Below are 23,848 nucleotides of genomic sequence, written 5' to 3'. Positions count from 1 at the left end.
TGGCATTGTAGCGCAAAAGCGACAAATGGACTATATCTATTGCCGCTATCGGCGCCGTATAAAGCGCGCTAAGTTTTACGCGCTTAGTTAATCGTCAACCGGCTGTAATCGTTTGCTATATAGGTCATGATAATAGGGCATATTCTCTTTTGCCAGCAACAGATGCTGCTCATTGAGCTGCAAATCTGGTTCACTGAACTTAGCAAACCCAGTGGAGCTCTCCACATTGTGATACCAATGACTAGCCCAGACGCCATCACTGTCACGACGACCTTTTGGCCAGTTGAGCATGTTTTCCTCAAAGTCGATTTGTAATTGCTGACATAGCGCCTTCAACATGCCTCGAGGGTTAAGTAGCACATCTTTACTGTCGATGATCGGAATTTGCTGACCACTGATATCGGATATTTGTTTATACAACTGATGCTGTTTGATAATGCCAATATCCTCATTGTTTACCGTCGGCATTTTCTTAATGTAAGAATTAATCACATACCGCGGGTCACGAATTAAAAAACAGTGGCTAAAGTCTTTGCACCATTGAAAGTCGACGTTATCTAGCATGTGATGGGTCATCATTTTTTGATAGCACACAGGCTCGGCGAAATCCGCCGCCATTTGGCTAGCGACCGTTTGCCAGTCATTGGCTTGATCTGCCATGACTTCAGCAGCCATTGGGTGTTCAAGGCCAGTTTGCGCCAGATAATAGCCATAAAATGGTTCATCAACGACGCAGGTATCGCTGCGATTTTCAAATGAACGCATCATCGCCGTCGAAATATTTCGTGGTCCTGACCACATCGCGATATGTTTGCTCATCGACTTACTCATGTGGACATTCTTTGGCGATACGTTGCAAATACAGTTGTTGCAGTTTTTGCACCATGGCGCCTTTACCGTGCTCGGCAAACTCGCCTATTTCACGACCATCAACGGTTTGCACTGGCGTAACCCCAGCGAAGGTGCCGGTGACAAACGCTTCTTCTGCACCGTAAACTTCCGACAAGGTGAAGTTTTTCTCATACACCTCTATGCCATTTTCCTTGCACAGGTCGATGATATTGCTACGGGTGATGCCAGATAAACAGTAATCGCCGGTTGAGGTCCATACCTGATTATCACGGACGATAAAAAAGTGCGTCGAATTACAGGTCGAGACAAAGCCATGTGGGTCTAGCATCAAGGCTTCATCGGCACCGGCTTTGGTGGCTTGAATACAACCAAAAATACAATTTAATTTGGAATGACTATTAAGCTTTTGGTCTTGCACATCGGGGTAACCGCGACGCACATACACGGTATACAGGTTTAAACCGTTATCTGCGGTTTCAGGTGCAGGCATTTTATATTCAGGAATGATGACTATGGTGGCGGAGCTGATGGTCACACGCGGGTCTTGATACGGCGTCGATTTTACGCCTCGACTTACCATCAAGCGAATGTGTACATGGTCGTGCATGTCATTGGCGTTACAGGTGGTGATGATACGCTCGATTAATTCTTCTTTGCTGATGCCGATATCCATATCCAGAGCCTTAGCTCCTTCGTATAGACGGCGCATATGCTTGTCGATAAATGGCAATTTTCCGTGGTGTAGTCTTAATCCTTCCCACACACCGTCACCGAGAATAAACCCTGAATCGAAAACCGATATTTTGGCTTCATCGCGGTGAAATAACTCACCATTAATGTTGATCTTAATATCCTGATTACGTGGATCGGCGTTTGAGTGATGACTTCCTTTGCCCATAAATGACCTCGAAACTGACTGGCAGAAAAATGAATAACGGGAAAATTAACTTAGCGGTTATTTAGTTGGCGGTCAAATTATCATCTTACTGATATTTATCCGTTGCGGAATTTATTACAGGCATAAAAAAAGCTTCCCGAAGGAAGCTTTATAAATTCAATTAAAGTATTTAATTACAATACCTTGGCAATACTTTTTGCTAGGTAGTCAACATTTGAATTGGCGATACCGGCAATACTCATGCGGCTTGAACCAACCATGTAAATGCTGAATTCATCTTGCAGGAGTTGTACTTGCTCTGGAGTAATACCTAGGAATGAAAACATACCTTTTTGTTCAGTAATAAAGTTAAAATCACGAGACACGCCTTGCTCGCTTAATTTGTCGACCAATAACTGGCGGTTACCGTTGATGCGATTACGCATTTCTGCCAGTTCTTGATGCCATTGTGTGGTTAATTCTGCTGAATCAAGAATGGTTTCAACGATGGCCGCGCCGTGCGCTGGTGGCATAGAGTAAATACAACGAACCACGCTAAGTAATACCGAATTGGCGATATCGGTTACTGTGCTGTCTTTACCAATGATTGAACAGGCACCAATGCGCTCGCGGTATAACCCGAAGTTCTTCGAACATGAACTGGCTAAGATCATTTCATCAACCGAGTCAGCCATAAGACGAACACCATAGGCATCTTCGTTAAGGCCGTCACCAAAACCTTGGTAAGCCATATCAATTAATGGCGTGAAGCCTTTTTCTTTGGCTAGTTCAACCATTTCTTGCCATTGCTGTTGGTTAAGGTCCATGCCGCTTGGGTTGTGACAACAGGCGTGGAACAATACCACGTCATCGCTAGCAACATTGGCAATAGCCGCTTTCATTTCGGCAAACTTCAGGTTTTTGTTTTCGAAATCGTAGTATGGGTAGGTTTTTACTGTTAAGCCTGATGCTTGGAATAAACCTGTGTGGTTAGCCCATGTCGGGTCACTTACCCAAATTGTCGCGCCAGGCTTACAAGAGCGAATAAACTCAGCAGCAACACGCAATGCGCCGGTACCACCTGGTGTCGAAACGGTACGAACTCGGTTTTCACTGATCACGCGGTGTTCGCCGAAAACCAACTCAGTCATTTTGTCGTTGAACAAGGCTGAGCCTGTTGGACCGATGTAGACTTTGGTGTCTTCATTATCGAAACGGAATTTTTCAGCAGTCTTTACACAATCTAGAATCGCAGTGTGACCTGCTTCATTTTTGTAAACACCAACACCCAAGTCAATTTTATTTGGGTTTTCGTCTAGTCTGTACTTAGCCAGCAGGCCCAAAATAGGGTCGGCAGGTAACGCTGATAAATTACCGAACATAGTCGTGATTTCCTGAAATTAAAATGCCTGACGACGTAACATGCCGCAAGCTAGAATTGTTAAAGGCCAAGGATATATCAGAAAGCGTTTAAAATTAAGACAAAAAGCGCGAAAAATTGGCTATTTTTGCGCTTTTTTTTAAGTCTTGTGGCTTGGTATTGGAAAAACGCCTTCAAAAAGCTGAAAAGTATCAGATTTTTTTAGAAAAGTAGCGCGCTCACAAGACCGATAAGGGCACCAAAAACACCACCCCAAACAACCAACCAGCCAAGATGTTTGCGGATCATGTCTTGGATAATTTGTTTAACGATTTGCGGCGTTAGTTCATCAAGGCGTTTGTTGATGATCGCCTCAACCTTGTCACGCACTGAATCAATAACATTAGGTTGTTCAAGTTCAGCTCTTACCATTTCATGAAACTTATCGCTGCTAGAAATCTCAACCAGCGATGCCTGCATCTTTTCAATAAATGATTGTTTTAATGGTAATAATGCATCTGTGCCGCCAAACATGGCAAGCATATTAGCAAATGGCGATTCTTCAATAGTTTTAACCAGTGAATCAAAGGCCGGCTCAAGATCAACCTTGCTGATGATATTGGTTAAATCGAAATCACTGGCTCTGCCGTCTTTTTCAGACAGAAAACGATCGATATTTTGCTCAGTAAAAAATTGCGTCATCATTAAGTCGCGAATACCGGTTTTAAACTCTTCAAAGCGGTCGGGTATCACACCTGAGCCATATAAAAACGGCACTTTCTCAAACAACATGTGAATCGCTAGGGTATTAGTGATGGCACCGGACAGCGCAAATAGGCCGGTATAAAAGACAAAATCATTGGCTATAACGTAACCGATAACGGTGACGATAAAGGCTAGGCCATTGGTGAACAGGGATTTATTCATTTTTATTGGTCAAAGTAAGTCACGGAATGACGCAATGTTACAAGGGCTGTTAAGAGCTTTCAACTGCGACGCATATCTTGTGATCGTAATAGTCGTTAACTTGGTGTTGCGAGAGATGTTGTGTGAGGTGTTTATCGGTGGCTATAGAGAGCCATTTTTATCGCCATACAACTCATTAACAAAAATGATGTTGATAATCATTCGTATTTAGATTAAAGTGGCGGCAAGTTATCTATTGCCAACAAAAATACGTCGTAAAGAGTTAACAATGTTTGTTTGTATTTGTCATCAAATTACCGAAGCTGACCTTGCCAATGCCGTTGAACAAGGTGCCAATACAATGAAGGAAATTCGCGATCAATTAAGCGTGGCCAGTCAATGTGGCAAGTGCGTTCAGTTCGCCAAGCAGGTATTAGCCGAGCATAACTGCAATTATGACCTTGCGGTAAAAGTCGCCTAGCACTTTTTACCTACTGGTTTTACGTCCGATTTATCCAAACAACCGCTGCGTTGTTACATCATCGCTTGTAAGTAATTTTTGATACCTGATTTTTCAATCATAAATTGCTGCGCTTCTAACCAATCAATGTGCTCTTCTGCCGACTCCAATATGTCTTCAAGCATATCGCGACTGACATAATCATTGACCGACTCGCAATGAGCAACAGCACGCACTAAAGTATCTCGAGCGTCTAGCTCGTAATCGAGATTGGCTTGAATCATTTCTTTGCAATGTTCACCAATACGCAGGCGCCCTAAATGTTGTAGATTCGGCAACCCTTCTAAAAATAAGACGCGTTCCATAATCGCGTCGGCATTCTTCATCACCTTAATTGAGCGTTTATAATCGGCTTTATTAAGCTGCTCAAACCCCCAGTTTTTGTGCATGCGGGCATGCAAAAAATATTGGTTGATAGCAATCAGCTCATTGGCGAGAACATTGTTAAGGTGCAAGATCACTTCTTTGTTACTTTTCATGCATTGCTCCTACCCGGCCGGCTGCTCATCACCCATTTGTGATTGCAGATAATTCTCTATGCCGATTTTATCAATCAGCCCCAATTGTTGTTCGAGCCAGTAGACATGATCTTCTTCGGTATCGTAGAGCAGTTTCTCTAGAATCTCTCGCGACTGATAGTCGCTCTCTTGCTCACATAGGGCTATAACGTCACGCACGCAGTCAACAACCTCCAGCTCTAAGGTTAAATCGTTTTGCATCATCTCTTTAACATTGCTGCCGATCAACAACGCACGACGGTCTACCAAGTTAGGCTGACCTTCGAGGAATAACATTCGTTTGATTAACCAATCGGCGTGTTGGGTTTCTTCTTCACGCTCATGTTCAAGGCGTTGGTAAAGCTTAATTAAGCCCCAGTCTTCGTACATACGAGAATGAATAAAATACTGGTCGATAGCAGTGAGTTCGTTGGCGAGTAGGCGATTAAACGCATCAATTACTTTTTGACTACCTTTCATGGGTACTCCCAAAATTGGTGGGTGTGTATCCAAGAATAGCGCAAATTCTCTGACCCGCTAGCCGAGTCAGAGTGAATCAAGTAATAACCGCTGAATTTTAGTTGCTGAGGTATTTTAAGGTTTGATTATTAACACATTGCGTGAAACTTTTTTGTCGCTCTTGGCGAGGTAAGTCAGCTAACGCGGCTTTTACTTGCTGCATATTTTGCTGGCGCTGCGCCTCATCGAGTTGCGCCATTTGGTCGTAAAAACAGGCAGCGATGCCGTAATTAAGCGCCGCATCAGATGCCAATGACTTGTCGCCCAGGCAGGCGGTTAAATCGTTTGCCAGAGTTTCTTTGTCGGTCTCTTTAATAAGCTTGGTAAAGCTTGGCATCTGTTCGCCTTTTTCTAATAGGCAACCATAGTACATATCTGCCACCGCAACTTTGGGCATCAGCTCAGAGTGTTGTTTGGCAAATGCATCAATCATAGGGTTAGGTTGGGTATCGTCACTGGCTTGGCTGGTTAAAGGTAAGCTGGCAACAAGGATAGCGGTGATCAGTGTTTTCATCTGGTAAATATCCTAATAGCGTGTGCACACAGGGTAATGAATGTTTTACAAAAAAAAAAGCCCTACACGATAGTAGGGCTCTAAAAAGGGATATCTCAGGGAGTGATATCTTTCTTTTGCCGCCAATCATCAATAAATCACTTCAAAAACAACCGTTAACGTCCTGTTAATATTAGGGTTAAGTCACTGTTTATATGGGCTTGTTATATAGTTATATAGTGTTAGATAGTATTAGTTTGTTTTAACTAATATGACTGAATCTTATTGATCTAGTATAGGTGCTAGTGTAGGCTATTGATCGAGTGACAAACAAAAAGCGGATCGTACTGGCATACATTCCGCTTTTCTAACCATTAAATGTTGAATAAGGAACACTTATGGCTACCAACAATAATAAACCAATCACGGCTTTATCTGCAAAAAATCTAAAGGCTGGCGAATACTTAGCTGATACTCACCCAAACAGAGGTTTACGATTAGTTGCTAATCAAAACGGCACTAAATCATGGATCTATCGTTATAGAAACCAATTAGGCAAGCTGAAACAAATCAAGCTAGGCTCATATCCTGCATTATCTGTTTCGGATGCACGTTTGCTTTATTTGGAGCAAAAAGCGATTCGAGATAAAGGTGGTGATCCTGCCGAACTAAAGAAACAGGATATTGCCGATAAACAGGCTGAGGATAAAGCGAATAATCGTCAAAAGGCAATCAAGGCTTACACCATCAGTTGCTTAATCGAAGATTATTATCGAGAGTGCATCAAGGTTAATCGTAAACAACGAAGTGCTGATCAAGCCTATGGTTATTTGCAAAAGCACGTTGTTGATGTTTGGGGTGATATCCCTGCTACTGAACTAACCATTACTCAAATACGTGAGCATTTATTCCAGTTGCAAATGGTTAGTCCTGCGATAGCCAAAAAAGTGCAAGTGGATCTTAAAGCCGCCTTTGATAATGCTATTGAATCGGATCGAATTGAATCACCAAAGGGTAATCCTGTTCGATATAAAGTGAAGTATGAAGTTAATAAAAGTCGTTACAATACATTGTCGGACGTTAAGCTTGCCAGTTGGTTTAAATGGCTGGATGATGCGCCATTGAGCGAGAATATCAAAGATATTTATTTATTAACTTTATACACTGGTTGTCGTAGTGGTGAGCTTGTTGGAGCAGAATGGAATCATGTTGATTTTGACAACAGCACATTGCTATTACCTGAAACCAAAAACGGCAAGAGTCGTTATGTGCAACTATCTACGCAAGCGATGGAGGTTATTAAATCCCGTAGAGGTCAGCACGAAACCTATATATTCCCATCACAAAAAACAGGCAAAGCCATTCAACAAAAGACGTTAAGCCAGAAACTAACTGAGGTTAGAAAGGGCAAGCGTATTATTGATGGTTGTCCTGTTCTATTCAAACCACACGATCTCCGAAGAACAGTGAGAACAGGACTCACAAAACCTATCATTGGTTGTCCTGTTCAAATAGCGGAACTGATCATCGGTCATTCACAAGACAAACTACTCGAAACCTACGACACCGATCCACATTATCAGGAACAGCACCATTATCTGCAAAAGTGGTGTGACCATCTTGATCACATCAGAAATGATATGGATTTTTCAAACGTAATTACTATTAGCGCAAAAAAATAAAAATTTTTTCATTCCCATTAATACCTCAAAAAGCGTCAATTTTCTTTAGTTAGATAGTGCTTTTTGGGTAAAAGTCTTTATTTAGATTAAAGCTTTTAAATTCAACGGGTTCAGGCTGGTTTTGGTCGCTTTTAATTGCCGATTTTCTGATCTATGTTGTTAAATAATCCTAGCTTGTATTAAGGAAACTTTAACAATGACAGCAACAGTAAACGAACATTTAAAAATTCATGGCGATCTATCAGTTAAGCAATTTGGTGCGCTGGTTGGTTTGAGTCACTCATCTATCTGGTTACGCATCAAGCATGGTCATTTAAAAGCGTATAAGTTGGGTCGTGCTGTCCGAATCCCTTACTCAGAGTATGAACGCATCACATCAGAGAATGTGATCAAAGCTAATCCTTAATAGGAAATGACATACGCCCATTTTATAAGGGATGCAGGGTGGCTAGTTTAAAAACCATACCCTGAGCTATACGAAATAAAAAACCCTGCTTAGTTTTGGCGAACGGTAGCAGGGTTTGGAGAATAACAAAATGTTAACTGAAAAAGATAATAACTTACTCGAAACCGAATTATCAAACAGTATTGATGAAAATCAGCAATTACAGTTAGACGTAATCGGTGCGATTCTACAAAACAATGATGTTTTAGCTGATATCTCAGAAATAGCCGATAGTGAGTGTTTTACGGGATATTCTCAGCGCATATACGACAAACTATCGACGTTAATAAATAACGGTCATGCGGTAGATGCGACGTTATTGGAAAAGCATATAAATATCGGTAAAAACGCAAAAGACACAACCGCGTTTTTATTCTCATTACAGAATAAAGCCTTTTCGCCAACTCTAGCCATTCAGTACGCAAAAGTTTTACGAAATGACCATCAAGAGCGAAAAACACAAGCCTTATTAAAAAACGCTCTAGCTGGCGATCCTAAAGCTAGGCAAAAACTAGGTATTGCTAATTTAAACCAGAGTAATCAACCACAAATATTTAATTTTATTTCTGGTTATGATGGTTACGACTCTAAAGCGAGTTATTTAATTAAACACGTAATACCTGATCACAGTGTTGGCATGGTGATCGGTGCATCAGGTGTTTATAAATCGTTTCTCGCTATTTCATGGTCTTGTCACATAGCAACTGGCAAAGATTGGAATAATAAAAAGGTTAAACAAGGAGGCGTTTTATACGTCGTCGGAGAGGGCGGTATTGGAGTGCCTAGACGTTTTAAGGCATGGTCTGAGCAATATAATAATGGTGCTGATATACCGAATCTATTTCGTATTGATCAACCGATACATATGGCGGCTGATCTTGAGTCGTCAAGACTTATCGAAACTGTAAATGAAATCAAGCGGCAAACTGGTGTAGAAATTAAGTTAATCGTACTCGATACACTAGCTCGTTGTTTCGCTGGTGGTGACGAAAACAGGGCGGCAGATATGGGCGCTTTTATTAGCGGTTGTGATCACGTTAAAGCGATTACAGGTGCAAGTGTGTTAATCGTCCATCATACGGGCAAGGATGCGACAAAGGGCGCTAGGGGTAGTAGTACGCTAAAAGCCGCTTGTGATTTTGAATATGAAGTTAAACGACTAAATGATCACGAAAGCCCTATTAAAGAAATCGTTTTGAAAAACTACAAAATGAAAGACGACGAAACAAACCGAGATACCGCCTATACGCTCAATACGAGAGTTTTATATATAGATGATGATGGAGAACAAGTAACAAGCCTTGCTCTTAATTGTGAGGGCTATGAACCGCCAGAAATTGACGATATGCAACCACATGATTTAACAACCAATCAAAGCGAAGTGTTAAACGCCATAAAAGCAACTGTTGATAAAAATGACTCTTGTTTTTATCAAGGTGTTAGAGATCACGTAAAACGTGAATGTAATTGGGATCAGAAAAAATTGAACAATTTTAAAAGAAACCTTAACCAATTGGCGGAGAAAAATTTAATCAGTTATGACCATGATACAGGCAAAATTTACTTAGTTACTCATCCGTGAGTGAGTGGTGAGTGAGTGGTGAGTGAGTGAAATACTCACTCACTCAGTCTATATATACGGTGAGTGAGTGAGTGCTTAGACTTAACTATCAACAGTTAATCGCTTTATTAAAAAAGTTATTAAAAAATTTTTTTTGCTCAAAAAAAGATATTGCTTTTTTAAAGGTGCTACTAACCTTTTTTATACACTGGTAAGTATGTACTAACCTAAAACACACATTTATTATTTAGTCTTAATTTATCCACTATTTTACATTTGCATTTGCAAATAAAGCTCTTTATCTTGAGAGGCATAGGTTGATTTTTTATAAAGAAGTCAGTCTTTGAGGGAAAGTAAATAAGAGATGGAACTAACCCCAGATCCGACTAAAAATACTGGGGTTAATATTCAACAAGCGCAGAGGTAAATCTGGTTTGTCTACACATCAATATATATAAGTAATTTCTGACAGAATTACAACATATTTTTGACCTTAGCCAGATGATCCTCAGAGTGTTAACCAATCTCATAGGGGAACGAAATGACCATCTCAACAGATGCTGTATACGTTTCGGACTATGAGCGGATTAGATATGGTCGCAAAGAACATGTGACTGATCATTACCGCTCACGTCCTAACAAAACTTAGAAAGGCTAAAGTCTTACATTAATCAAAAGCCTGCATTGTTGCGGGCTTTTTTATTTCCTCTGGTTGAAAGAAATCTATGTCTTGTGGTTCTCCGCACGTAGCACAGACATATAAATCGGTAGAGTAATTTGTTTGCTGAATTGACCCACAATAATTGTGAGGGGTTGTTTTACGGCATTCACCGCAATAAACCGAATTATAATCATCATCCATAATGAGCATCCTGTTTTATGAGCGTATTTTCATTATGGGCGATGGTTGATGGTGTTGGTAGTTGAATAAAAGTGGCAAAGTTAATCTGTCTAAAGGATTAGCCGACCTTTGATAATAAAGGGGTTTTGGTGGTTAGCCTGAAAAACTATACGACTAACCATACTAATCCCAATCTTTATAAGATCCACGAACCCGAACATCCTTGAATGGTGTGGTTATTCTGAAATCATACGTGTGTTCGTCAAAAGTAAATTCACATTGCCAGTAAACCGCCTCAACAGCCGAATACAGGTCATTCATGGTGAAAGCCTGTATATCTGACCAACTCATGCCACGAATTTGACTGAAACGAAGTGAAGTCGCCTGAGCAACCATCAGATCACCACCAAAGGTCATTTTTAGCATTTTATATAATTCATCAGCAAAGTGACCTTTTCCGAATACCTTATTTAATCGTTTATCCCATCGAGCTTGCGACATTCTTGATCGCTCACTCACTCGCTCATCTAGTGGCGGCTCATCTTCAAAATTTAAAACAATACCTTTACTCATAAATCACCCGTTATCAGCACAAAACCCTTAAAAAATGTATTTTTTATAGTCAATTATACTGCTGTTGTGTGTTTTTATAGCAAAATATGCTTAAAAAACATACAAGAGGTACTAAAATTAACTGTATAACCAAAACAAACTACTAAGGCGGATATCTATGTTTAAGTTTCCATTTACAGGCTCAACCCAATTAAACAAAGTTGAAAAGGCGTTTGAACGTCTTGATGAGCAATGGGATATGGCTCAAAAACGATTGGGTGAAATATCTCAAGAAAGGTTACAAATCGAGGCTTTTATTGCTGATCCCTTTGTTGAAATCGTTGAGCTAGAAAAGAAATTGGTTGAGCAAAACACCAGTTTTATTCCTGATATGGATCTTGATACCAAAAAAGACGACATTCACCAATTCAGTATTTCCTATAACGATTTGATGTTGAGCTTCGGCGGTGCGGCGAGCACCTTGTCCTACGCTGGTTGGCTGAGAGCCTATAAAGAGCAAGTTCAAAACTCCAATAAGATAGAAATGTTCAAGGCTTACTATCGAATTAAAAACTCTTTTTTTGGTCAGAGGGAGCGAGAGAGCTTGATTTGGCATGGTGTTACCTTTTGGGAGGATTATTTGACTCTTATTGGTAAGAACTCACTTGTTAAACAATGGAAAGAGAATTTAAAAGCGCTTACGTATATGAAAGATTGCCGAGAGGAGCATATTCGCAAGCATCGTCTAGATCAACACCAAAAAGCGCAATCAGCGCATAATGTTGATTTTTCCCGTAGCACATTTGCGAGTATTGAAAATGGATAGAAACAACAACCTAGAGTTATTGGATATTGAGCAACTTCATCGTGATCATATTGCCAATAAGAAAAAGCCTGTTAAGACAGAGAAACAACAACAGGACGAAAAGCATCAGCGTTTGGTTGATGAGGAAATTGATCGAGTTGGCTTAACTAATCTACTCAAAGGTAATCAAGCACCGTCAGGCAAACGAATCACAACCGATCCTAAGAAATTAAAGTTAATGGATGAGGTTGATGGCCTTGTTTATTACAGCTAATCCCTATATCCCGTAAGTTCTAACGAGGGATTGGTTTGGTGTTGTACCGTTGAGTTTTATTGAATTTTCTACTCATAAAACAACGCCACTTTCTGCGCTCAGGCTTGTGTTGTGCCAATAGGTTAACCGTCATTCCACCTATGAAACAACACGCTATTTAAACAGTGAGGTTCAGCCGTACCGTCGGGCAAACCGAGAAACGGTCATTATTTAGTTTTAGTAATTTGGGGGGCAAAATGCCAACAGTAAATGCACTAGCAAGCGTCAATGCAAACGAGGGTTATAACGCTTTATCGATACCGAAACGAGTTTCGAGAGCGAATGAAATTGAGGCCGAGGCCACGAATCAAGCACTGACAGCAGATGAGTTATCAGTTCTATACGATTTAATGCGTAACTCATCAAGAAACAGCCTGAACCCGTTTGATTTGGTGACGTTGGCTCGCTCTATTGCGACCAATATCACGCCATAACAGGGGTTAAGGGCTGATTATCTTCTGAGGTCTATCAGCACCATCATCACGCCTTTTGAAAAGCTGGTATTTATAGCCCTAACATCATTTGTCAGGGCTTTTTTTTAGGGGGGCTTATGCCAATCAAAAGACGAATTAACGACGGTATGCAACGGGGCAAAGTTGATCTGAATAATGATGAATATTCTCATCGACTTGCATTCTCACTCACTGACTCGCTTATTGAGCATGGTCAGACACCAGATGATGAGGAGGAGGAGGAAGAAAGTGGTGGATTCGTGCGATGGTTGGAGAATAAGGTTCGAGGCGAGTTGTGGTAAAAAAACGCCCGAAAAAACTATGGTTCTTTTGCGCACAAAAACAATCACTTACGAATAAATGTATTAGTTATAAACGGAGGGGTAATGGCAAGACCAAAGGGTAGTAAAAACAGACTGACAACAGCTTTTCACAATAAAGCAAAACGGGCATTGATGAGGGCGGCTAATGCGGCTTGTGATGATAAAAATCCTGATTGGATGGACGCACTGAAAATCATTGCGCCATTCATATCAAGACCACGACCACACTCCGAACCGATATTCCTTGAGATACCTGAAAACGCATCAGCAGAGCAGACAGCCGACTTATTAATCAGGGAGGTATGTAAGGGTAATATCGATCCCGATTCAGGCTCACAATTGCTATCAGCGCTTTATTCAGCAAGTAAATTTGTTGAGTTGGAGTCGTTGGTTGAGGAATTGAGAGAGGAGATCCATTTGTGCCAACAATACAGGAATAAAAAAGATGATAAAGAAACAAAACGTCACTGATTTAGTTATTGAGGCTCAGTTGGTCAGGGGTGACAAACGACAGCCACAGTTTTACGAAACTGACCATCAGCACTATGACAATATCTTTTACGGCTTAATGGCACCTGAGGCGGCTTATCAGGATTGGTTGGAACGAACTAAGCTAGATATTCAGGATGATGACACCGTTTTCAAGATGGTACCAGCTGAAACCTATCTGCAAATGAAATCCAGAATGAAGAAAATTGGTGTTGAAATCGATCCTGAATATAAACAACGATACGCTGAGTTAATGGGAATCGGGTTGGTTAGAAATTAAGCTGATCGGTCACTAAATCTACATTGATCGTTATTAACCTGAAATTTAGTGTAGGTAGAAGTATGACAAATAAAAAAAACGCCCTCAAAAGTAGAGGGCGTATAAAAAGGGATATCTCAGGGAGAGAAAACGAATGAAAAATCATTCTGCTAAGCATTATAATGTTGCTTAAAAATAAAGCTGTTATCGAAATGTAATTGTTGCGCCAACTTTGTGAAGCGTTTGGTAAGTGCTTAAAATACAAACAAATGACAAGTGTGGTTTGTTGGGTAATACTGGTAAAAAAACAACAAGAGTGGCGATTTTATGTCAGATCACGGTTTAATTCGTACCTTATCACGTAAAGAAGTGCTGGTTTTAGCGGTTGGTGCCATGATTGGCTGGAGCTGGGTGATCATGACCGGTGTGTGGATAAGCTCGGCGGGAACCTTGGGCACTCTGCTGGCATTTGTTGTCGGTGGTTTTGCTATTTTGCTGATCAGTTTGACCTACGCTGAACTCGTATCGGCGATGCCCAAAGTTGGCGGCGAGCACGTCTATACCCAGCGCGCTTTTGGCCGAACTGGCTCGTTTATCTGTACCTGGGCCATTATTATGGCCTACGTTACCGTGCCTATCTTTGAAGCGGCGGCATTACCCACGGCGATGGAGTATTTGTTTCCTAACATCAAACTTGGCTATTTGTGGCGCATTTACGATGCCGATGTGTACATCAGTTACGCCATTATTGGCGTGGTCGCTTCAATCATCATGACCTTGATTAATTACCTCGGTGTTAAGTTTATGGCGGTGGTGCAAACCGCCATCACTTCGGGCTTTTTAGTTGTTGGTTTGATGTTTTTGGCCGGAGTTGGTGTCAATCTCAACTTTGCCAATGCCCAGCCCTTGTTTGTTGATGGCCACATCGGCTTTTTTGCGGTACTGACGATGGTGCCTGCGCTGATGATAGGCTTTGACGTTATTCCGCAATCAGCAGAAGAGATTAACCTCAAGCCAAAATTGATTGGCAAGCTATTGGTGATTTCGGTTGCCGCTGCGGTGCTGTGGTATTGCTTAATATCCCTTGGCGTGGCGCTATCCCTTGATAATCAACAAATAGACAACAGCATTATGGCAACCGCCGATGCGACAGCCGAAGTATGGCAGGGGCAATGGGCGGGTAACTTGATGGTGGTTGCCGGTATTGCCGGCATCATTACCAGTTGGAATGCGTTTATTCTTGGCGGCAGTCGCGCCATTTATGCGATGGCAAAAGCGGGCATGCTACCTGCGATATTTGCTCGAGTACATCACAAACATCGCACCCCGTATGTGGCAATTCTATTTATTGGTGTGTTGTCTTGCATCGCACCATTTTTTGGTAAAACCATTTTGATCTGGCTGATTAACTCGGGCAGTTTTGCCGTGGTAATTGGTTATGGCATGGTGGCATTGGCGTTTTTGCAATTACGTAAAACCGAGCCGGACATGCTACGGCCATTTCGCGTCAAACATGGTGTATTAGTTGGTCGCAGTGCGTTTATTTTGAGTTTATGTTTGGCCTATGTTTACATGCCGTGGGGGCCAGGTTCATTACTCTGGCCTTATGAATGGGTCATGGTCTTGGGTTGGGTGTTGCTTGGCGTTATTTTTTACGCACTGTCGTCGGCAAAGAAGTAATCCCTCTCGACTAAGCAGATGCGTGTGGCGTAGGTATTATACCAATGCTTGCGCCCCATTTGTTGGGCAATCACGTGTTCGCTTTGTTGTTTCCACTGCTTGATGGACTCAAGATCTTGCCAATAGGAGACGGTGATACCCAGCCGTTCTCGCGCCGACTCTTCACCTAGAAAACCGGCATGTTGCTCGGCCAGCTCTAACATTCGCTCGGCGGTACGTCCATATTCGGGATCGTCAGATTGTAAGGTGCTGGTAAAAATAACCGCATAGTATGGCGGTGTTGGGGTCTTGGCAATCATTAGCGTCTCCAAACCAGTAATTGATTATTCGCAGGCATTGTAATGTCCTGTTCAAGGGTAAAGCCATAGCGTTGTGCCAGCTCATTAACCGCTTCAAAATCACGGATACCACTTAACGGGTCGCGGTCTTTTAACCATAATTGAAAATCAGCATTCGATGCGCTGGTGTACTCGCCACCGTATTTAAATGGACCATAAATGAATATCCTGCTCTGGTGTTTGCTCAAGCTGTCATCAGCCAGTTGAAACAGCTTTTCAACCAAAGGCCAAGCAACAATGTGTAAGGTATTGGCGCTGAACATGGCATCATAATTTTGCTCTGGCCAGCTGTTCGGTTGTGCTAAATCAATGGTGAGTGGTGCAGGTAGATTGGCCAAGGCCAGTTGCTTTATATTGTGGTTTAAACCGGTAATATTGAAGGCAATATCACTACACTGCCATATCAGGTGGGTTAATGCTGGCGCAAAATGGCCGGCGTGTTGCCCCGATAAACTGCCAATTTCAAGGATGTTGCTATGCTTGGCAAGCAAAGGCGAGAGTTGCTCGAGGATCACCTGCTTATTACGTTCGCATGAAGGTGAAAAATTCACCGTATTGTATTCGGTTAACATGGTATGTGGTAGTCACAGCTAGGGTTTAATGTCAGTTAGCAATATAGCCTGTATTAGCCAGCAAAGAAACCGGTTTGCTGCTGTCATTGATGCTGGATTGAACTTGCCATCCGTGGCTATTTTATTTCAGGTTAAATTCAATCGCTGGCTTTTTCCGCAGGGTAAAAATGTACATCGCGTTGCGGGAACGGAATGCTGATCCCTTCTCTGTCAAAGGCAAGTTTGATCTCTTCATGTACGGCAAAATATACGTCCCAGTAATCTTCGGTTCGACACCATGGACGGACAAAAAAGTTAACTGAATCGGCGCCATGCTCACCAACAAATATGTCAGGCTCTGGCCTTTTTAATATGCGCTCATCGTCGGCAAGAACCTTTTGTACGACTTCACGTACGTGAGGGATTGAATCGCTATAACTAACCCCAAATTTCATATCGACACGTCGGGTGCGCATAGCAAAGTCATTAACCAAACAACCATTGGATAACAAGCCATTGGGAATAAAAATTTTACGGTTATCGAAGGTCACTAAAATGGTATTAAAGATTTGAATTTCTTCAATACGACCAATAAAGCCTTGTGCTTCGATAACATCACCGGCTTTAAATGGGCGGAAAAATAAAATTATGATACCGCCAGCGAAATTGGCCAAACTGCCTTGCAATGCCAAACCAACCGCTAAACCCGCGGCACCTAATAGGGCGACAAGAGATGCAGTTTCGACCCCCAACATAGAGGCGAAAATGATAATGGCAATAGCCTTTAAACCAAGGCTTAAAATATTTAATAAGAATTTGTGCAAGGTAACTTCAACGTTACGCTTGCTCATTGATGTGTCAACCATACCAATTAGGCGTTTGACCAACCACAGCGATATCCACAGAACAACAACGGCAATAACAATTTTGCTTGCCAGCATAATGAATAGATCGATAAAGGTACTGATGTGTTCTTGTAGTGATTCTACGTTTATATGTTCGAGAAGCTCGGAATCTTCTAAAGCATCCATAGTTAAAACCCAATTAAGTTTTTATTATTACATCTCTGAATATAGTAGAAATTTTTTCAATCTGCCGAACCGGTCGACGATTTTTTTAAGGTTAATTGCGCCTGTTTGTAATAAATCGACGGATGCCATGACTATGAGAAGTAATCAGCTAAAAAGAGGAACAGAAAATGTTAGAATTTATTGGATTATTTAGCCTTATTTTATTAATCATTGGTGTTGGTTACTTGTGTGACAAAAAATACGGCACCAACATGATGTCGGTAAATAGCAGTGACTTTGGCTTAGGTGCACTTTTTACCGATACTGCAAAACAACAATCGGCCAAAGATGATGAAATCGCCTCACTAAAAGAGCGTGTGGCGGTATTAGAAAAGCTAGTGACCGACAGCCAATATGATCTAAAGCGTCAAATCGACAACTTATAAGACGTTAACCATCATCAACGCTCAGCTAAGCTCAACTAGGCTCAGCAAGGCATCAAAACGTCTATATCAGTAGCATTTGCAAACTTAATCGATGGTGACATTTAAAACGCAATTGCTGCTGGTGTTGTTTGTTCTCGCCTCCATAACTGATATATTTACCCTGCTGTTTATCAACCACGCGACATAACCATCGATACTGCCTATGGCATTCAAGTCGACAGTCAGACCCGAAATCTAAGATAAGGTTATGTTGCATAAAGCTAACGAGTAAGCGAGTTACATGAAGTTTGTATTGGGCTTTGCCATTTTATTGGCGTATCAGTTACTGGGCGAGATCCTGGTCATCTTGTTGGAATTATCCGTATCCGGCCCGGTGATAGGCTTGTTGCTGTTATTGGCGACCTTGATTGTACGTGGCCAAGTTGGTGAATCACTAAACACCTCGTCGAGCCATTTATTGGGTCATCTATCGTTGATGTTTATCCCTGCTGGCGTGGGCTTAATGACTCATTATAAACTTTTGGCGCAAGAGTGGTTGGCAATAAGCATTGGGTTAGTCGCCGGTACCCTAATTATGCTGTTCAGTTGCGCGCTAATCATGCAACTAATGGCGAAACTATTTACGCCGGAGGCTATCGATGATTAATGCTGACAAGCTCGATGCCATCGCAACGTTAATTCATACCTCACCGCTCACGGGCTTATTGATTACCTTATTTGCCTATGCCGGTGCCATGGCGTTATTTAAACGTTGTGGCGGTAACCCGCTACTTAATCCGGTCATCATATCGGTCATCATTATTGTCACTATTTTATTGGTTACTGGCATTTCTTATGAAGATTACTTTATCGGCGGCAAGTTAGTGCACTTTTTATTGGGGCCAGCGGTTGTCGCTTTAGCCATTCCCTTGTATCTGCAACTGCATCGCATTAAAAAACTGCTGATACCAATCACCATAACCCTGTTTTGTTCGATATTTATTGGTGCCTTTAGTGCGATTTACCTTGTGGATTGGCTCGGTGGCAGTCTGTTAACGCAAATCTCTATCGCCCCTAAATCAACCACCACACCGGTCGCGATGGGCATTTCTGAAAATATTGGTGGCATTGTCTCATTAACTGCAGGACTGGCAACAACGACTGGGGTTATTGGAGCTATATTTGGTACCAAAGTGTTTTCGTTAATGGGAATTAAAGACGACAGCATCAAAGGCATCGCTATGGGGCTAACCTCACATGGTATCGGTACGGCCCGAGCGTTTCAGGTGAGTAATACCATGGGCGCATTTTCTGGTTTAGCGATGGCGCTTACCGCCTGTGCAACCGCCATATTGCTGCCGATAATCTTATCTTACTTTGCTGTTTTATAAGTAAAAAGCCATAATTTGACCTGTGTTTTTCGGGGAATCTTGGTAGTTCAGTAAATACAGGTAATACTTGAGGTTAGTGTTCATTGAATCAATAACTTAAGGTGTTATGGCAAACAATCTCAGGCACATTGACTTAAACCTATTAAATATCTTGGCAGCACTATTAAGTGAACCAAGCCTAACCGCGGCGGCAAAAAAGCTGAATATGTCACAGCCGGCGGTGTCTATGGCCTTACAACGCTTGAGAACCTTATATGATGACCCACTGTTTGTGCGCGATGGCCGTACCCTTAAAGCGACAGCCAAAGCCCGACAGCTTGGCGCTGAGATAAATGGCGCGCTAGATATCATTGAAAATACCCTACCCAACAAACAGTTATTTGATCCGGCAAGTTCTAAGGTGAACTTTAAACTCAATGCGTTTAGCTTCGCTGAACAATTATTTGCCCCCAAGTTACTGGTTAGCCTTGCCGCCCAAGCACCAAAATGCACCTTAACCGTCACCACCGATTACCAACAAAATCCATTAGATTTAATGCGTAATCGTGATATTGATTTGCACCTTAATTACCAGCATGTCGATCATTCGGATTTTCATTGTCAGTTGGTTGAGTCTGATCCCATGTTGGTGGTAGCCAGAAAAGGCCACCCGCGTTTTGCCGATAAGTCTGAGATCTCGATGCAGGATTTTTTACAAGAACAACACGCGGTGTATACCTCGGGATTTAATCTCGACGTGTTTAATCAAGTGTTTATTAAAGAGATGGTCGCAGGCTTTAAAGAACGGGACATTGTTTATTACGGCTCATCTGAAGTCACCGCTATGTCGTTGATTGCCACCACAGATGTGATCACCATTTTGCCACAAAGTTTGGTTTTATTACTGGCGGATGTGTTTCCGGTGAAAGCCTTTCAGCCACCGTTCCCTTGTAACCCGTTAACGACGTATTTGACCTGGCATGTATCGCGGGAATATGAATATCAACATCGTTGGTTTCGTGAGTTTGTTATTGAACAAAGCGTGCGCTTGTTAGAGCAACTCAAGCAAGCGCCGCAGTAAAGTCATTGAATTCTTCAATTAATTACAACAGTGGGTTTTTAACCACAGGGATCACTACAAAACGAATACCCCATTCTGGACCAAACTCATCGGCCTGCATCACGTAACGGTAACCTTCAACCGCCAGTCGCACCGGCGTATCACCAAAGCGGGTCATATAATCAAAGCCTAAACCAACAGGTACGGTGTACTTGTCGCTACCAGATTTGTTCCAATCAATGGTGATGTTAGGCGCCATACCAATTTGCAATTTTGATGACATTCTTACCCGCCAGATGTATTGAATATCGGTAAGACTTAAGTCTTCTTCTTCACCTTTGCTGTTCACCGCTTCTGATTGACCTACGCCTTCGAAATGCTGAACCACAGCGCCATAGGTGTACTTTTCACCTAACTTGATGGCAATCAAGCTTGGGCCAATGGCAAATTGGTCGGCACCATTAGTAGATAAGTAGGTTTCTTCAGCGGTTGGCAAGAAGGCCGACACACCCGCGCCTATAGTCCAACCATTTTTCGGTGTTTTCGGGCCTATTGCCGCTAATACAGCGGTATCGCCTAAACCATTCTCGCGCTCCATGCCAGGCACTTCAATACTTTGAAATTGAAATACTGGACGTAATATAAAGTTGTAATCATCACTAAAGTCGAACGACATCACCGGCTGAAACTTGGTGCTGTGGCTGATGTAGCTGTTACCTGCTTTGTCTTCAAGTGAGGTGACATCATGTTGAGTCCATAGCATCCAAAGGTCCGCTAACGGATTATTTAATTTCTTTGACAGTTCGGCCAACTCTTCAGTCTCACTTAGCGCTTGCTGTTCAACTTTTTTGGTATTTGCATTGAGTTCGGTATTGGCTGTTGCATTGCCTATAACCCCAAGCGACGCGATAAGTGCAGCGGTTAGTAATAGCTTTCTCATATTGTTGGCTCCAAAACTGTGACAAACGATTTATGCCGCACAGTGTAAGGAGTCACCAATGGTAAGACTAATAAATGCAACGATGGTCAAGCATCAACTGAGTTGATGTTCTTGTATCTATATGAATCTAATTGACTTTATTGCTAGTTATAGAAAGGAAACTTTACATTTTATTACGAGAAGCCGTTGTAGTACGTAATCACAACGGCATTAGTCGAGAAAGGGCACCGCGGTATAGCCGAAGGCAATTACGACAATAGCTCAGCAATTTGCTGTTTTAACTCAGCGACTTCTTGCTCCAACTGCTCAACACGTTGTTGTAAGCTGCCGTCCTGTTGTTGCATGACCTCAGCAATGTTTTTCTCATTGCTGCTCGTGATCGCTTCACTTTGGTCAACAAACAAGTTTACCCAGCGATTTTCGCGTTTACCAGGTTCACGTTCTAGCTTTTGCACCAATTGCTTACTGTTATGATCTTGCAATTGATTGAGCGTCAGTTCGACTTCGGCAACATCGGCAAATTCTGCCAAGCGATTGGTACGAGTGCGCAACTCACCCGGTGTTTGCGCGCCACGCAGTAACATCACACAAATAATACCGCGTTGCTGTGCACTAAACTGCAAATCACCAAATTCGGTATTACAAAAGCGGTGCGTGTATTTAGGCACTCGACTTGATGATTTCCTATCCACCATCAACAGGTTCAATTGAACTAACTCATCAACACCTTGTTGCACATCACTTTCTGACAGCGACATCACCGGTTCGCGGTTACTTTTTTGATTACAGCCATTTGTTAAGGCATTTAGGGATAATGGGTATTGTTCTGGTGTGGTGGTTTCTTTTTCCAACATCACACCAATAATACGCGCCTGAGTGGCGGTTAATGAAATCATAAGACTGACCCGAAACTGAGGATATGTGCTTATTTGTAGCCGACTAGCAAGAACTTGGCAATGATGTTTAATCATTTAGATAAATATTTACCTAGTGTAAGCTCCTTTTTCAGCATAGAAAAAGGAGCCTTTAGTATTAACTTCTTGAATAATATCGCGGCTAAAAGATAGCTTACATTTCGGCAATAACACTAACGTCAAAACTTTGACTATTGATATAAAATAGTAAAATTAGTACCTTATGCTTCGCATCAACATAAAGGACTATTTAATGCGCTATTTAATTGTTATTTCCCTTGTCTATATCGTTTTCATTTCAAGCAACGCTCAAGCTCAAGAACATTGCCAACGACATTTCGACGCCCTAGAAAGTATCAGAACTATCATGAGAGCCGGCTATAAAGAGCCATATGGAGAGTATTTGAGAAGCAGGGAACGTGAGATAAAAGAAGACATTCGCTTATGTAAAAAATCAAAGCAAAAAAGCACAAAAACGTATAACTATATAACCAAAAAAGAAACACGTAAAAAGAAACTGCAAAGTATTCACGTACCGAACAAAGACCAATTAGGGCGACAACCATTAATTATAAAAGGGCTCTTTGAGGGAAGTAAGCAACAAGCATGGTTAGACCATTATCAGCGCCCTGAGGAGTGCCGCTCTCCTGAAACAAGCAGTCAATTTGCAAAATGCATAAATCATCGAGATGAAGCAGCTAAAAAATTCTCTGCTAATTGGCATCGAATGAATACGGCAACCAGTACAAATATTCCAACGCAAAGTGATTTTGGTGTACAAAATGCTAATCAACAGAAAGCGAGTACCTTCATCATAGGGACATGTAAATTTTGGACGGAAAAATATAAACAGGATCCAAACGACTTAGATGTTCATGACTTGATGGAACAAGCATGTCATAAAGTAAACTAGAAATATCTTGGCGATATTGTTGGTATATCGCCAAATATTTAATCGGTGTGGCTATTCTATATTCTGGATCTGAATATAATAAAATAAATTATTCTCATTAAAAATCATGCGGTTAAATAATTTGATTTAGTGTAATGTTGATTGGTACCCACCAAATCACCCACCACTTGAAATCCGTTAGATTATAACTCAATTCCTTGTGTCTTTTAATTCATTCATCAACTTAGAATTAAGTCGCTTCTCAGCAGATAGGAGTATTTCCAATTTTTTGAGTTCGTCTTTTTGACTCTCAAGAGTTTTTTCCAGATCTCTTACCATTTTAATTAGCTGCTCTTTATCAGTGGTGAGCTCACTAATTTGTGATAGAGCGGAAGTTAACTCATCTGCAACCTTAGCTCCATTACTTATCTTATTCAGCCTGTTACTTAAATTTTGAAAACGGACTCTATTCGTCTTGGCAAGTTGCTCGGATAACTTAATCTCTTTTACTCGTAACGTTTGAAGGCGTTGCTCTGCCATTTCAGATTGAAAAGTATCATTAACAAGATGCTCAAAAATCGCGCTGTTGGTGAGCTTGCTTTGCCTTTGTAGGGACAACAAATTTGAGTTTGCGTGCCTACTTATCGATACCTGAAACGTTACGTCACCAATCGACTTCCTATTCATTTTGAATTTGTACTGACGCCAATTATTACGGAGTCTAACCAATAGTTTTGCGTCTCGTGAAGTGTATTCATTTAGTGCTTGAGCTAACAGAGTCTCATCCCAGAACCGTTGGTTTTCTAGAATAACAAGACCCTTCTTTCCAAGTTGTTTGATCAGCCACTCACGCTCTTCTACTTCATTGAACAGCTTTAAAAACTTAAAAATATCTTCCATTCAAATAACACACATTTTCCAA

30 protein-coding genes are annotated in these 23,848 nt (G+C 41.6%); 16 read left to right on the top strand and 14 right to left on the bottom strand.

Annotated features, from left to right (window positions below; translation table 11 throughout):
* Positions 1-87 precede the first annotated feature (87 nt).
* From HII16_RS07335 to HII16_RS07320, 4 genes are all read right to left on the bottom strand, one after another.
* Positions 88-831, bottom strand: coding sequence for an HAD family hydrolase (locus HII16_RS07335; protein WP_211183442.1), 744 nt, complete (start codon positions 829-831; stop codon positions 88-90).
* Positions 824-1,750 carry an aminotransferase class IV gene (locus tag HII16_RS07330; protein ID WP_169128827.1) on the bottom strand — a complete coding sequence of 309 codons (927 nt, stop codon included), beginning with the start codon at positions 1,748-1,750 and terminating at the stop codon, positions 824-826. Before HII16_RS07330 ends, HII16_RS07335 begins: the two co-directional genes overlap by 8 nt.
* Before the next feature lie 173 nt (positions 1,751-1,923).
* Complete coding sequence (locus HII16_RS07325) at positions 1,924-3,111, bottom strand: amino acid aminotransferase (RefSeq protein WP_169128825.1); 1,188 nt, start codon at positions 3,109-3,111, stop codon at positions 1,924-1,926.
* Positions 3,112-3,311: 200 nt separating this feature from the next.
* Entirely contained in the window at positions 3,312-4,016 is a 705-nt protein-coding gene (locus HII16_RS07320; RefSeq protein WP_169128823.1) for a DUF445 domain-containing protein, read from the bottom strand.
* Between the two features lie 235 nt (positions 4,017-4,251).
* Here HII16_RS07320 and HII16_RS07315 point away from each other — a divergent pair, with 235 nt between their 5' ends.
* Positions 4,252-4,476 (top strand): (2Fe-2S)-binding protein, encoded by a 225-nt coding sequence (locus tag HII16_RS07315; protein WP_248289539.1) that lies wholly within the window; start codon positions 4,252-4,254, stop codon positions 4,474-4,476.
* A gap of 53 nt (positions 4,477-4,529) precedes the next feature.
* Here HII16_RS07315 and bfr (HII16_RS07310) read toward each other — a convergent pair whose 3' ends face one another.
* From bfr (HII16_RS07310) to HII16_RS07300, 3 genes are all read right to left on the bottom strand, one after another.
* Complete coding sequence (gene bfr, locus HII16_RS07310) at positions 4,530-4,994, bottom strand: bacterioferritin (protein WP_169128821.1); 465 nt, start codon at positions 4,992-4,994, stop codon at positions 4,530-4,532.
* Positions 4,995-5,003: 9 nt separating this feature from the next.
* Positions 5,004-5,492, bottom strand: a complete 489-nt coding sequence (gene bfr, locus HII16_RS07305; RefSeq protein ID WP_169128819.1) for a bacterioferritin — start codon at positions 5,490-5,492, stop codon at positions 5,004-5,006.
* Between the two features lie 97 nt (positions 5,493-5,589).
* The gene (locus HII16_RS07300; protein WP_169128817.1) at positions 5,590-6,045 is read right to left on the bottom strand and encodes a hypothetical protein; all 456 of its coding nucleotides are present in this window, start codon (positions 6,043-6,045) and stop codon (positions 5,590-5,592) included.
* A gap of 377 nt (positions 6,046-6,422) precedes the next feature.
* Here HII16_RS07300 and HII16_RS07295 point away from each other — a divergent pair, with 377 nt between their 5' ends.
* The 3 genes from HII16_RS07295 (at position 6,423) to HII16_RS07285 (ending at position 9,733) form a co-directional block, all read left to right on the top strand.
* A complete protein-coding gene (locus HII16_RS07295; protein WP_169128815.1) occupies positions 6,423-7,706 on the top strand; it encodes a tyrosine-type recombinase/integrase in 1,284 nt (427 codons plus the stop codon).
* A 196-nt stretch (positions 7,707-7,902) separates the two neighbouring features.
* Positions 7,903-8,112, top strand: coding sequence for a helix-turn-helix domain-containing protein (locus HII16_RS07290; RefSeq protein WP_169128813.1), 210 nt, complete (start codon positions 7,903-7,905; stop codon positions 8,110-8,112).
* A 130-nt stretch (positions 8,113-8,242) separates the two neighbouring features.
* Positions 8,243-9,733, top strand: coding sequence for an AAA family ATPase (locus HII16_RS07285; RefSeq protein ID WP_169128811.1), 1,491 nt, complete (start codon positions 8,243-8,245; stop codon positions 9,731-9,733).
* Between the two features lie 1,003 nt (positions 9,734-10,736).
* On the opposite strand, the gene HII16_RS07280 is transcribed toward HII16_RS07285, so the two are convergent.
* Entirely contained in the window at positions 10,737-11,126 is a 390-nt protein-coding gene (locus tag HII16_RS07280; protein WP_169128809.1) for a hypothetical protein, read from the bottom strand.
* Between the two features lie 157 nt (positions 11,127-11,283).
* Between HII16_RS07280 and HII16_RS07275 the strand changes: the two genes are divergently transcribed.
* The 7 genes from HII16_RS07275 to HII16_RS07245 all read left to right on the top strand — a co-directional run bounded on the left by HII16_RS07275 (position 11,284) and on the right by HII16_RS07245 (position 15,426).
* Positions 11,284-11,931: a hypothetical protein gene (locus tag HII16_RS07275; protein ID WP_169128807.1), complete on the top strand. Its 648-nt coding sequence runs from the start codon at positions 11,284-11,286 to the stop codon at positions 11,929-11,931.
* Positions 11,924-12,184 (top strand): hypothetical protein, encoded by a 261-nt coding sequence (locus tag HII16_RS07270; RefSeq protein WP_169128805.1) that lies wholly within the window; start codon positions 11,924-11,926, stop codon positions 12,182-12,184. Before HII16_RS07275 ends, HII16_RS07270 begins: the two co-directional genes overlap by 8 nt.
* 236 nt (positions 12,185-12,420) lie before the next feature.
* On the top strand, positions 12,421-12,657 hold the full coding sequence (locus HII16_RS07265) for a hypothetical protein (RefSeq protein WP_169128803.1): 237 nt from the start codon (positions 12,421-12,423) through the stop codon (positions 12,655-12,657).
* 116 nt (positions 12,658-12,773) lie between these two features.
* Complete coding sequence (locus tag HII16_RS07260) at positions 12,774-12,977, top strand: hypothetical protein (protein WP_169128801.1); 204 nt, start codon at positions 12,774-12,776, stop codon at positions 12,975-12,977.
* 84 nt (positions 12,978-13,061) lie between these two features.
* The gene (locus tag HII16_RS07255) at positions 13,062-13,469 is read left to right on the top strand and encodes a hypothetical protein (protein WP_169128799.1); all 408 of its coding nucleotides are present in this window, start codon (positions 13,062-13,064) and stop codon (positions 13,467-13,469) included.
* Complete coding sequence (locus HII16_RS07250) at positions 13,444-13,767, top strand: hypothetical protein (protein WP_169128797.1); 324 nt, start codon at positions 13,444-13,446, stop codon at positions 13,765-13,767. Before HII16_RS07255 ends, HII16_RS07250 begins: the two co-directional genes overlap by 26 nt.
* A gap of 306 nt (positions 13,768-14,073) precedes the next feature.
* A complete protein-coding gene (locus tag HII16_RS07245; protein WP_169128796.1) occupies positions 14,074-15,426 on the top strand; it encodes an APC family permease in 1,353 nt (450 codons plus the stop codon).
* Here HII16_RS07245 and HII16_RS07240 read toward each other — a convergent pair.
* The 3 genes from HII16_RS07240 to HII16_RS07230 form a co-directional block, all read right to left on the bottom strand.
* Complete coding sequence (locus HII16_RS07240) at positions 15,399-15,725, bottom strand: antibiotic biosynthesis monooxygenase (protein WP_169128795.1); 327 nt, start codon at positions 15,723-15,725, stop codon at positions 15,399-15,401. The two genes, HII16_RS07245 and HII16_RS07240, sit on opposite strands and share 28 nt — an antisense overlap.
* Complete coding sequence (locus HII16_RS07235) at positions 15,725-16,336, bottom strand: DUF938 domain-containing protein (protein WP_169128794.1); 612 nt, start codon at positions 16,334-16,336, stop codon at positions 15,725-15,727. Before HII16_RS07235 ends, HII16_RS07240 begins: the two co-directional genes overlap by 1 nt.
* Positions 16,337-16,473: 137 nt before the next feature.
* Complete coding sequence (locus tag HII16_RS07230) at positions 16,474-17,346, bottom strand: mechanosensitive ion channel domain-containing protein (protein ID WP_169128793.1); 873 nt, start codon at positions 17,344-17,346, stop codon at positions 16,474-16,476.
* A gap of 167 nt (positions 17,347-17,513) precedes the next feature.
* Here HII16_RS07230 and HII16_RS07225 point away from each other — a divergent pair, with 167 nt between their 5' ends.
* The 4 genes from HII16_RS07225 (at position 17,514) to HII16_RS07210 (ending at position 20,201) form a co-directional block, all read left to right on the top strand.
* A complete protein-coding gene (locus tag HII16_RS07225) occupies positions 17,514-17,771 on the top strand; it encodes a hypothetical protein (protein ID WP_169128576.1) in 258 nt (85 codons plus the stop codon).
* 280 nt (positions 17,772-18,051) lie between these two features.
* Positions 18,052-18,417: a CidA/LrgA family protein gene (locus HII16_RS07220; RefSeq protein ID WP_169128792.1), complete on the top strand. Its 366-nt coding sequence runs from the start codon at positions 18,052-18,054 to the stop codon at positions 18,415-18,417.
* The gene (locus tag HII16_RS07215; protein ID WP_169128791.1) at positions 18,410-19,141 is read left to right on the top strand and encodes an LrgB family protein; all 732 of its coding nucleotides are present in this window, start codon (positions 18,410-18,412) and stop codon (positions 19,139-19,141) included. The genes HII16_RS07220 and HII16_RS07215 overlap by 8 nt, the downstream gene beginning before the upstream one ends.
* Positions 19,142-19,247: 106 nt before the next feature.
* Positions 19,248-20,201 carry a LysR substrate-binding domain-containing protein gene (locus HII16_RS07210; protein ID WP_169128790.1) on the top strand — a complete coding sequence of 318 codons (954 nt, stop codon included), beginning with the start codon at positions 19,248-19,250 and terminating at the stop codon, positions 20,199-20,201.
* A 22-nt stretch (positions 20,202-20,223) separates the two neighbouring features.
* Here the strand turns inward: HII16_RS07210 and HII16_RS07205 are convergent, their stop codons facing one another.
* Both HII16_RS07205 and HII16_RS07200 read right to left on the bottom strand, forming a co-directional pair.
* Positions 20,224-21,120, bottom strand: coding sequence for a hypothetical protein (locus HII16_RS07205; protein WP_169128789.1), 897 nt, complete (start codon positions 21,118-21,120; stop codon positions 20,224-20,226).
* A gap of 248 nt (positions 21,121-21,368) precedes the next feature.
* The gene (locus tag HII16_RS07200; protein ID WP_169128787.1) at positions 21,369-22,016 is read right to left on the bottom strand and encodes a DUF480 domain-containing protein; all 648 of its coding nucleotides are present in this window, start codon (positions 22,014-22,016) and stop codon (positions 21,369-21,371) included.
* A 271-nt stretch (positions 22,017-22,287) separates the two neighbouring features.
* Here HII16_RS07200 and HII16_RS07195 point away from each other — a divergent pair, with 271 nt between their 5' ends.
* On the top strand, positions 22,288-22,947 hold the full coding sequence (locus tag HII16_RS07195) for a hypothetical protein (protein ID WP_169128785.1): 660 nt from the start codon (positions 22,288-22,290) through the stop codon (positions 22,945-22,947).
* Positions 22,948-23,136: 189 nt separating this feature from the next.
* Here HII16_RS07195 and HII16_RS07190 read toward each other — a convergent pair whose 3' ends face one another.
* A complete protein-coding gene (locus tag HII16_RS07190) occupies positions 23,137-23,826 on the bottom strand; it encodes a hypothetical protein (protein WP_169128784.1) in 690 nt (229 codons plus the stop codon).
* Positions 23,827-23,848: the final 22 nt, after the last annotated feature.

The sequence above is a fragment of the Thalassotalea sp. Y01 genome (genome assembly GCF_012932945.1).
In the GTDB taxonomy this organism is placed as follows: domain Bacteria; phylum Pseudomonadota; class Gammaproteobacteria; order Enterobacterales; family Alteromonadaceae; genus Thalassotalea_A.
This window is presented reverse-complemented; position numbering and strand designations above follow the sequence as displayed.

Excerpts from the sequence above, each read along its gene's own strand:
- HII16_RS07335 (WP_211183442.1), bottom strand. The coding sequence starts at position 831 with ATGAGTAAGTCGATGAGCAAACATATCGCGATGTGGTCAGGACCACGA.
- HII16_RS07330 (WP_169128827.1), bottom strand. The coding sequence starts at position 1,750 with ATGGGCAAAGGAAGTCATCACTCAAACGCCGATCCACGTAATCAGGAT.
- HII16_RS07325 (WP_169128825.1), bottom strand. The coding sequence starts at position 3,111 with ATGTTCGGTAATTTATCAGCGTTACCTGCCGACCCTATTTTGGGCCTG.
- HII16_RS07320 (WP_169128823.1), bottom strand. The coding sequence starts at position 4,016 with ATGAATAAATCCCTGTTCACCAATGGCCTAGCCTTTATCGTCACCGTT.
- bfr (WP_169128821.1), bottom strand. The coding sequence starts at position 4,994 with ATGAAAAGTAACAAAGAAGTGATCTTGCACCTTAACAATGTTCTCGCC.
- bfr (WP_169128819.1), bottom strand. The coding sequence starts at position 5,492 with ATGAAAGGTAGTCAAAAAGTAATTGATGCGTTTAATCGCCTACTCGCC.
- HII16_RS07300 (WP_169128817.1), bottom strand. The coding sequence starts at position 6,045 with ATGAAAACACTGATCACCGCTATCCTTGTTGCCAGCTTACCTTTAACC.
- HII16_RS07295 (WP_169128815.1), top strand. The coding sequence starts at position 6,423 with ATGGCTACCAACAATAATAAACCAATCACGGCTTTATCTGCAAAAAAT.
- HII16_RS07290 (WP_169128813.1), top strand. The coding sequence starts at position 7,903 with ATGACAGCAACAGTAAACGAACATTTAAAAATTCATGGCGATCTATCA.
- HII16_RS07285 (WP_169128811.1), top strand. The coding sequence starts at position 8,243 with ATGTTAACTGAAAAAGATAATAACTTACTCGAAACCGAATTATCAAAC.
- HII16_RS07280 (WP_169128809.1), bottom strand. The coding sequence starts at position 11,126 with ATGAGTAAAGGTATTGTTTTAAATTTTGAAGATGAGCCGCCACTAGAT.
- HII16_RS07275 (WP_169128807.1), top strand. The coding sequence starts at position 11,284 with ATGTTTAAGTTTCCATTTACAGGCTCAACCCAATTAAACAAAGTTGAA.
- HII16_RS07270 (WP_169128805.1), top strand. The coding sequence starts at position 11,924 with ATGGATAGAAACAACAACCTAGAGTTATTGGATATTGAGCAACTTCAT.
- HII16_RS07265 (WP_169128803.1), top strand. The coding sequence starts at position 12,421 with ATGCCAACAGTAAATGCACTAGCAAGCGTCAATGCAAACGAGGGTTAT.
- HII16_RS07260 (WP_169128801.1), top strand. The coding sequence starts at position 12,774 with ATGCCAATCAAAAGACGAATTAACGACGGTATGCAACGGGGCAAAGTT.
- HII16_RS07255 (WP_169128799.1), top strand. The coding sequence starts at position 13,062 with ATGGCAAGACCAAAGGGTAGTAAAAACAGACTGACAACAGCTTTTCAC.
- HII16_RS07250 (WP_169128797.1), top strand. The coding sequence starts at position 13,444 with ATGATAAAGAAACAAAACGTCACTGATTTAGTTATTGAGGCTCAGTTG.
- HII16_RS07245 (WP_169128796.1), top strand. The coding sequence starts at position 14,074 with ATGTCAGATCACGGTTTAATTCGTACCTTATCACGTAAAGAAGTGCTG.
- HII16_RS07240 (WP_169128795.1), bottom strand. The coding sequence starts at position 15,725 with ATGATTGCCAAGACCCCAACACCGCCATACTATGCGGTTATTTTTACC.
- HII16_RS07235 (WP_169128794.1), bottom strand. The coding sequence starts at position 16,336 with ATGTTAACCGAATACAATACGGTGAATTTTTCACCTTCATGCGAACGT.
- HII16_RS07230 (WP_169128793.1), bottom strand. The coding sequence starts at position 17,346 with ATGGATGCTTTAGAAGATTCCGAGCTTCTCGAACATATAAACGTAGAA.
- HII16_RS07225 (WP_169128576.1), top strand. The coding sequence starts at position 17,514 with ATGTTAGAATTTATTGGATTATTTAGCCTTATTTTATTAATCATTGGT.
- HII16_RS07220 (WP_169128792.1), top strand. The coding sequence starts at position 18,052 with ATGAAGTTTGTATTGGGCTTTGCCATTTTATTGGCGTATCAGTTACTG.
- HII16_RS07215 (WP_169128791.1), top strand. The coding sequence starts at position 18,410 with ATGATTAATGCTGACAAGCTCGATGCCATCGCAACGTTAATTCATACC.
- HII16_RS07210 (WP_169128790.1), top strand. The coding sequence starts at position 19,248 with ATGGCAAACAATCTCAGGCACATTGACTTAAACCTATTAAATATCTTG.
- HII16_RS07205 (WP_169128789.1), bottom strand. The coding sequence starts at position 21,120 with ATGAGAAAGCTATTACTAACCGCTGCACTTATCGCGTCGCTTGGGGTT.
- HII16_RS07200 (WP_169128787.1), bottom strand. The coding sequence starts at position 22,016 with ATGATTTCATTAACCGCCACTCAGGCGCGTATTATTGGTGTGATGTTG.
- HII16_RS07195 (WP_169128785.1), top strand. The coding sequence starts at position 22,288 with ATGCGCTATTTAATTGTTATTTCCCTTGTCTATATCGTTTTCATTTCA.
- HII16_RS07190 (WP_169128784.1), bottom strand. The coding sequence starts at position 23,826 with ATGGAAGATATTTTTAAGTTTTTAAAGCTGTTCAATGAAGTAGAAGAG.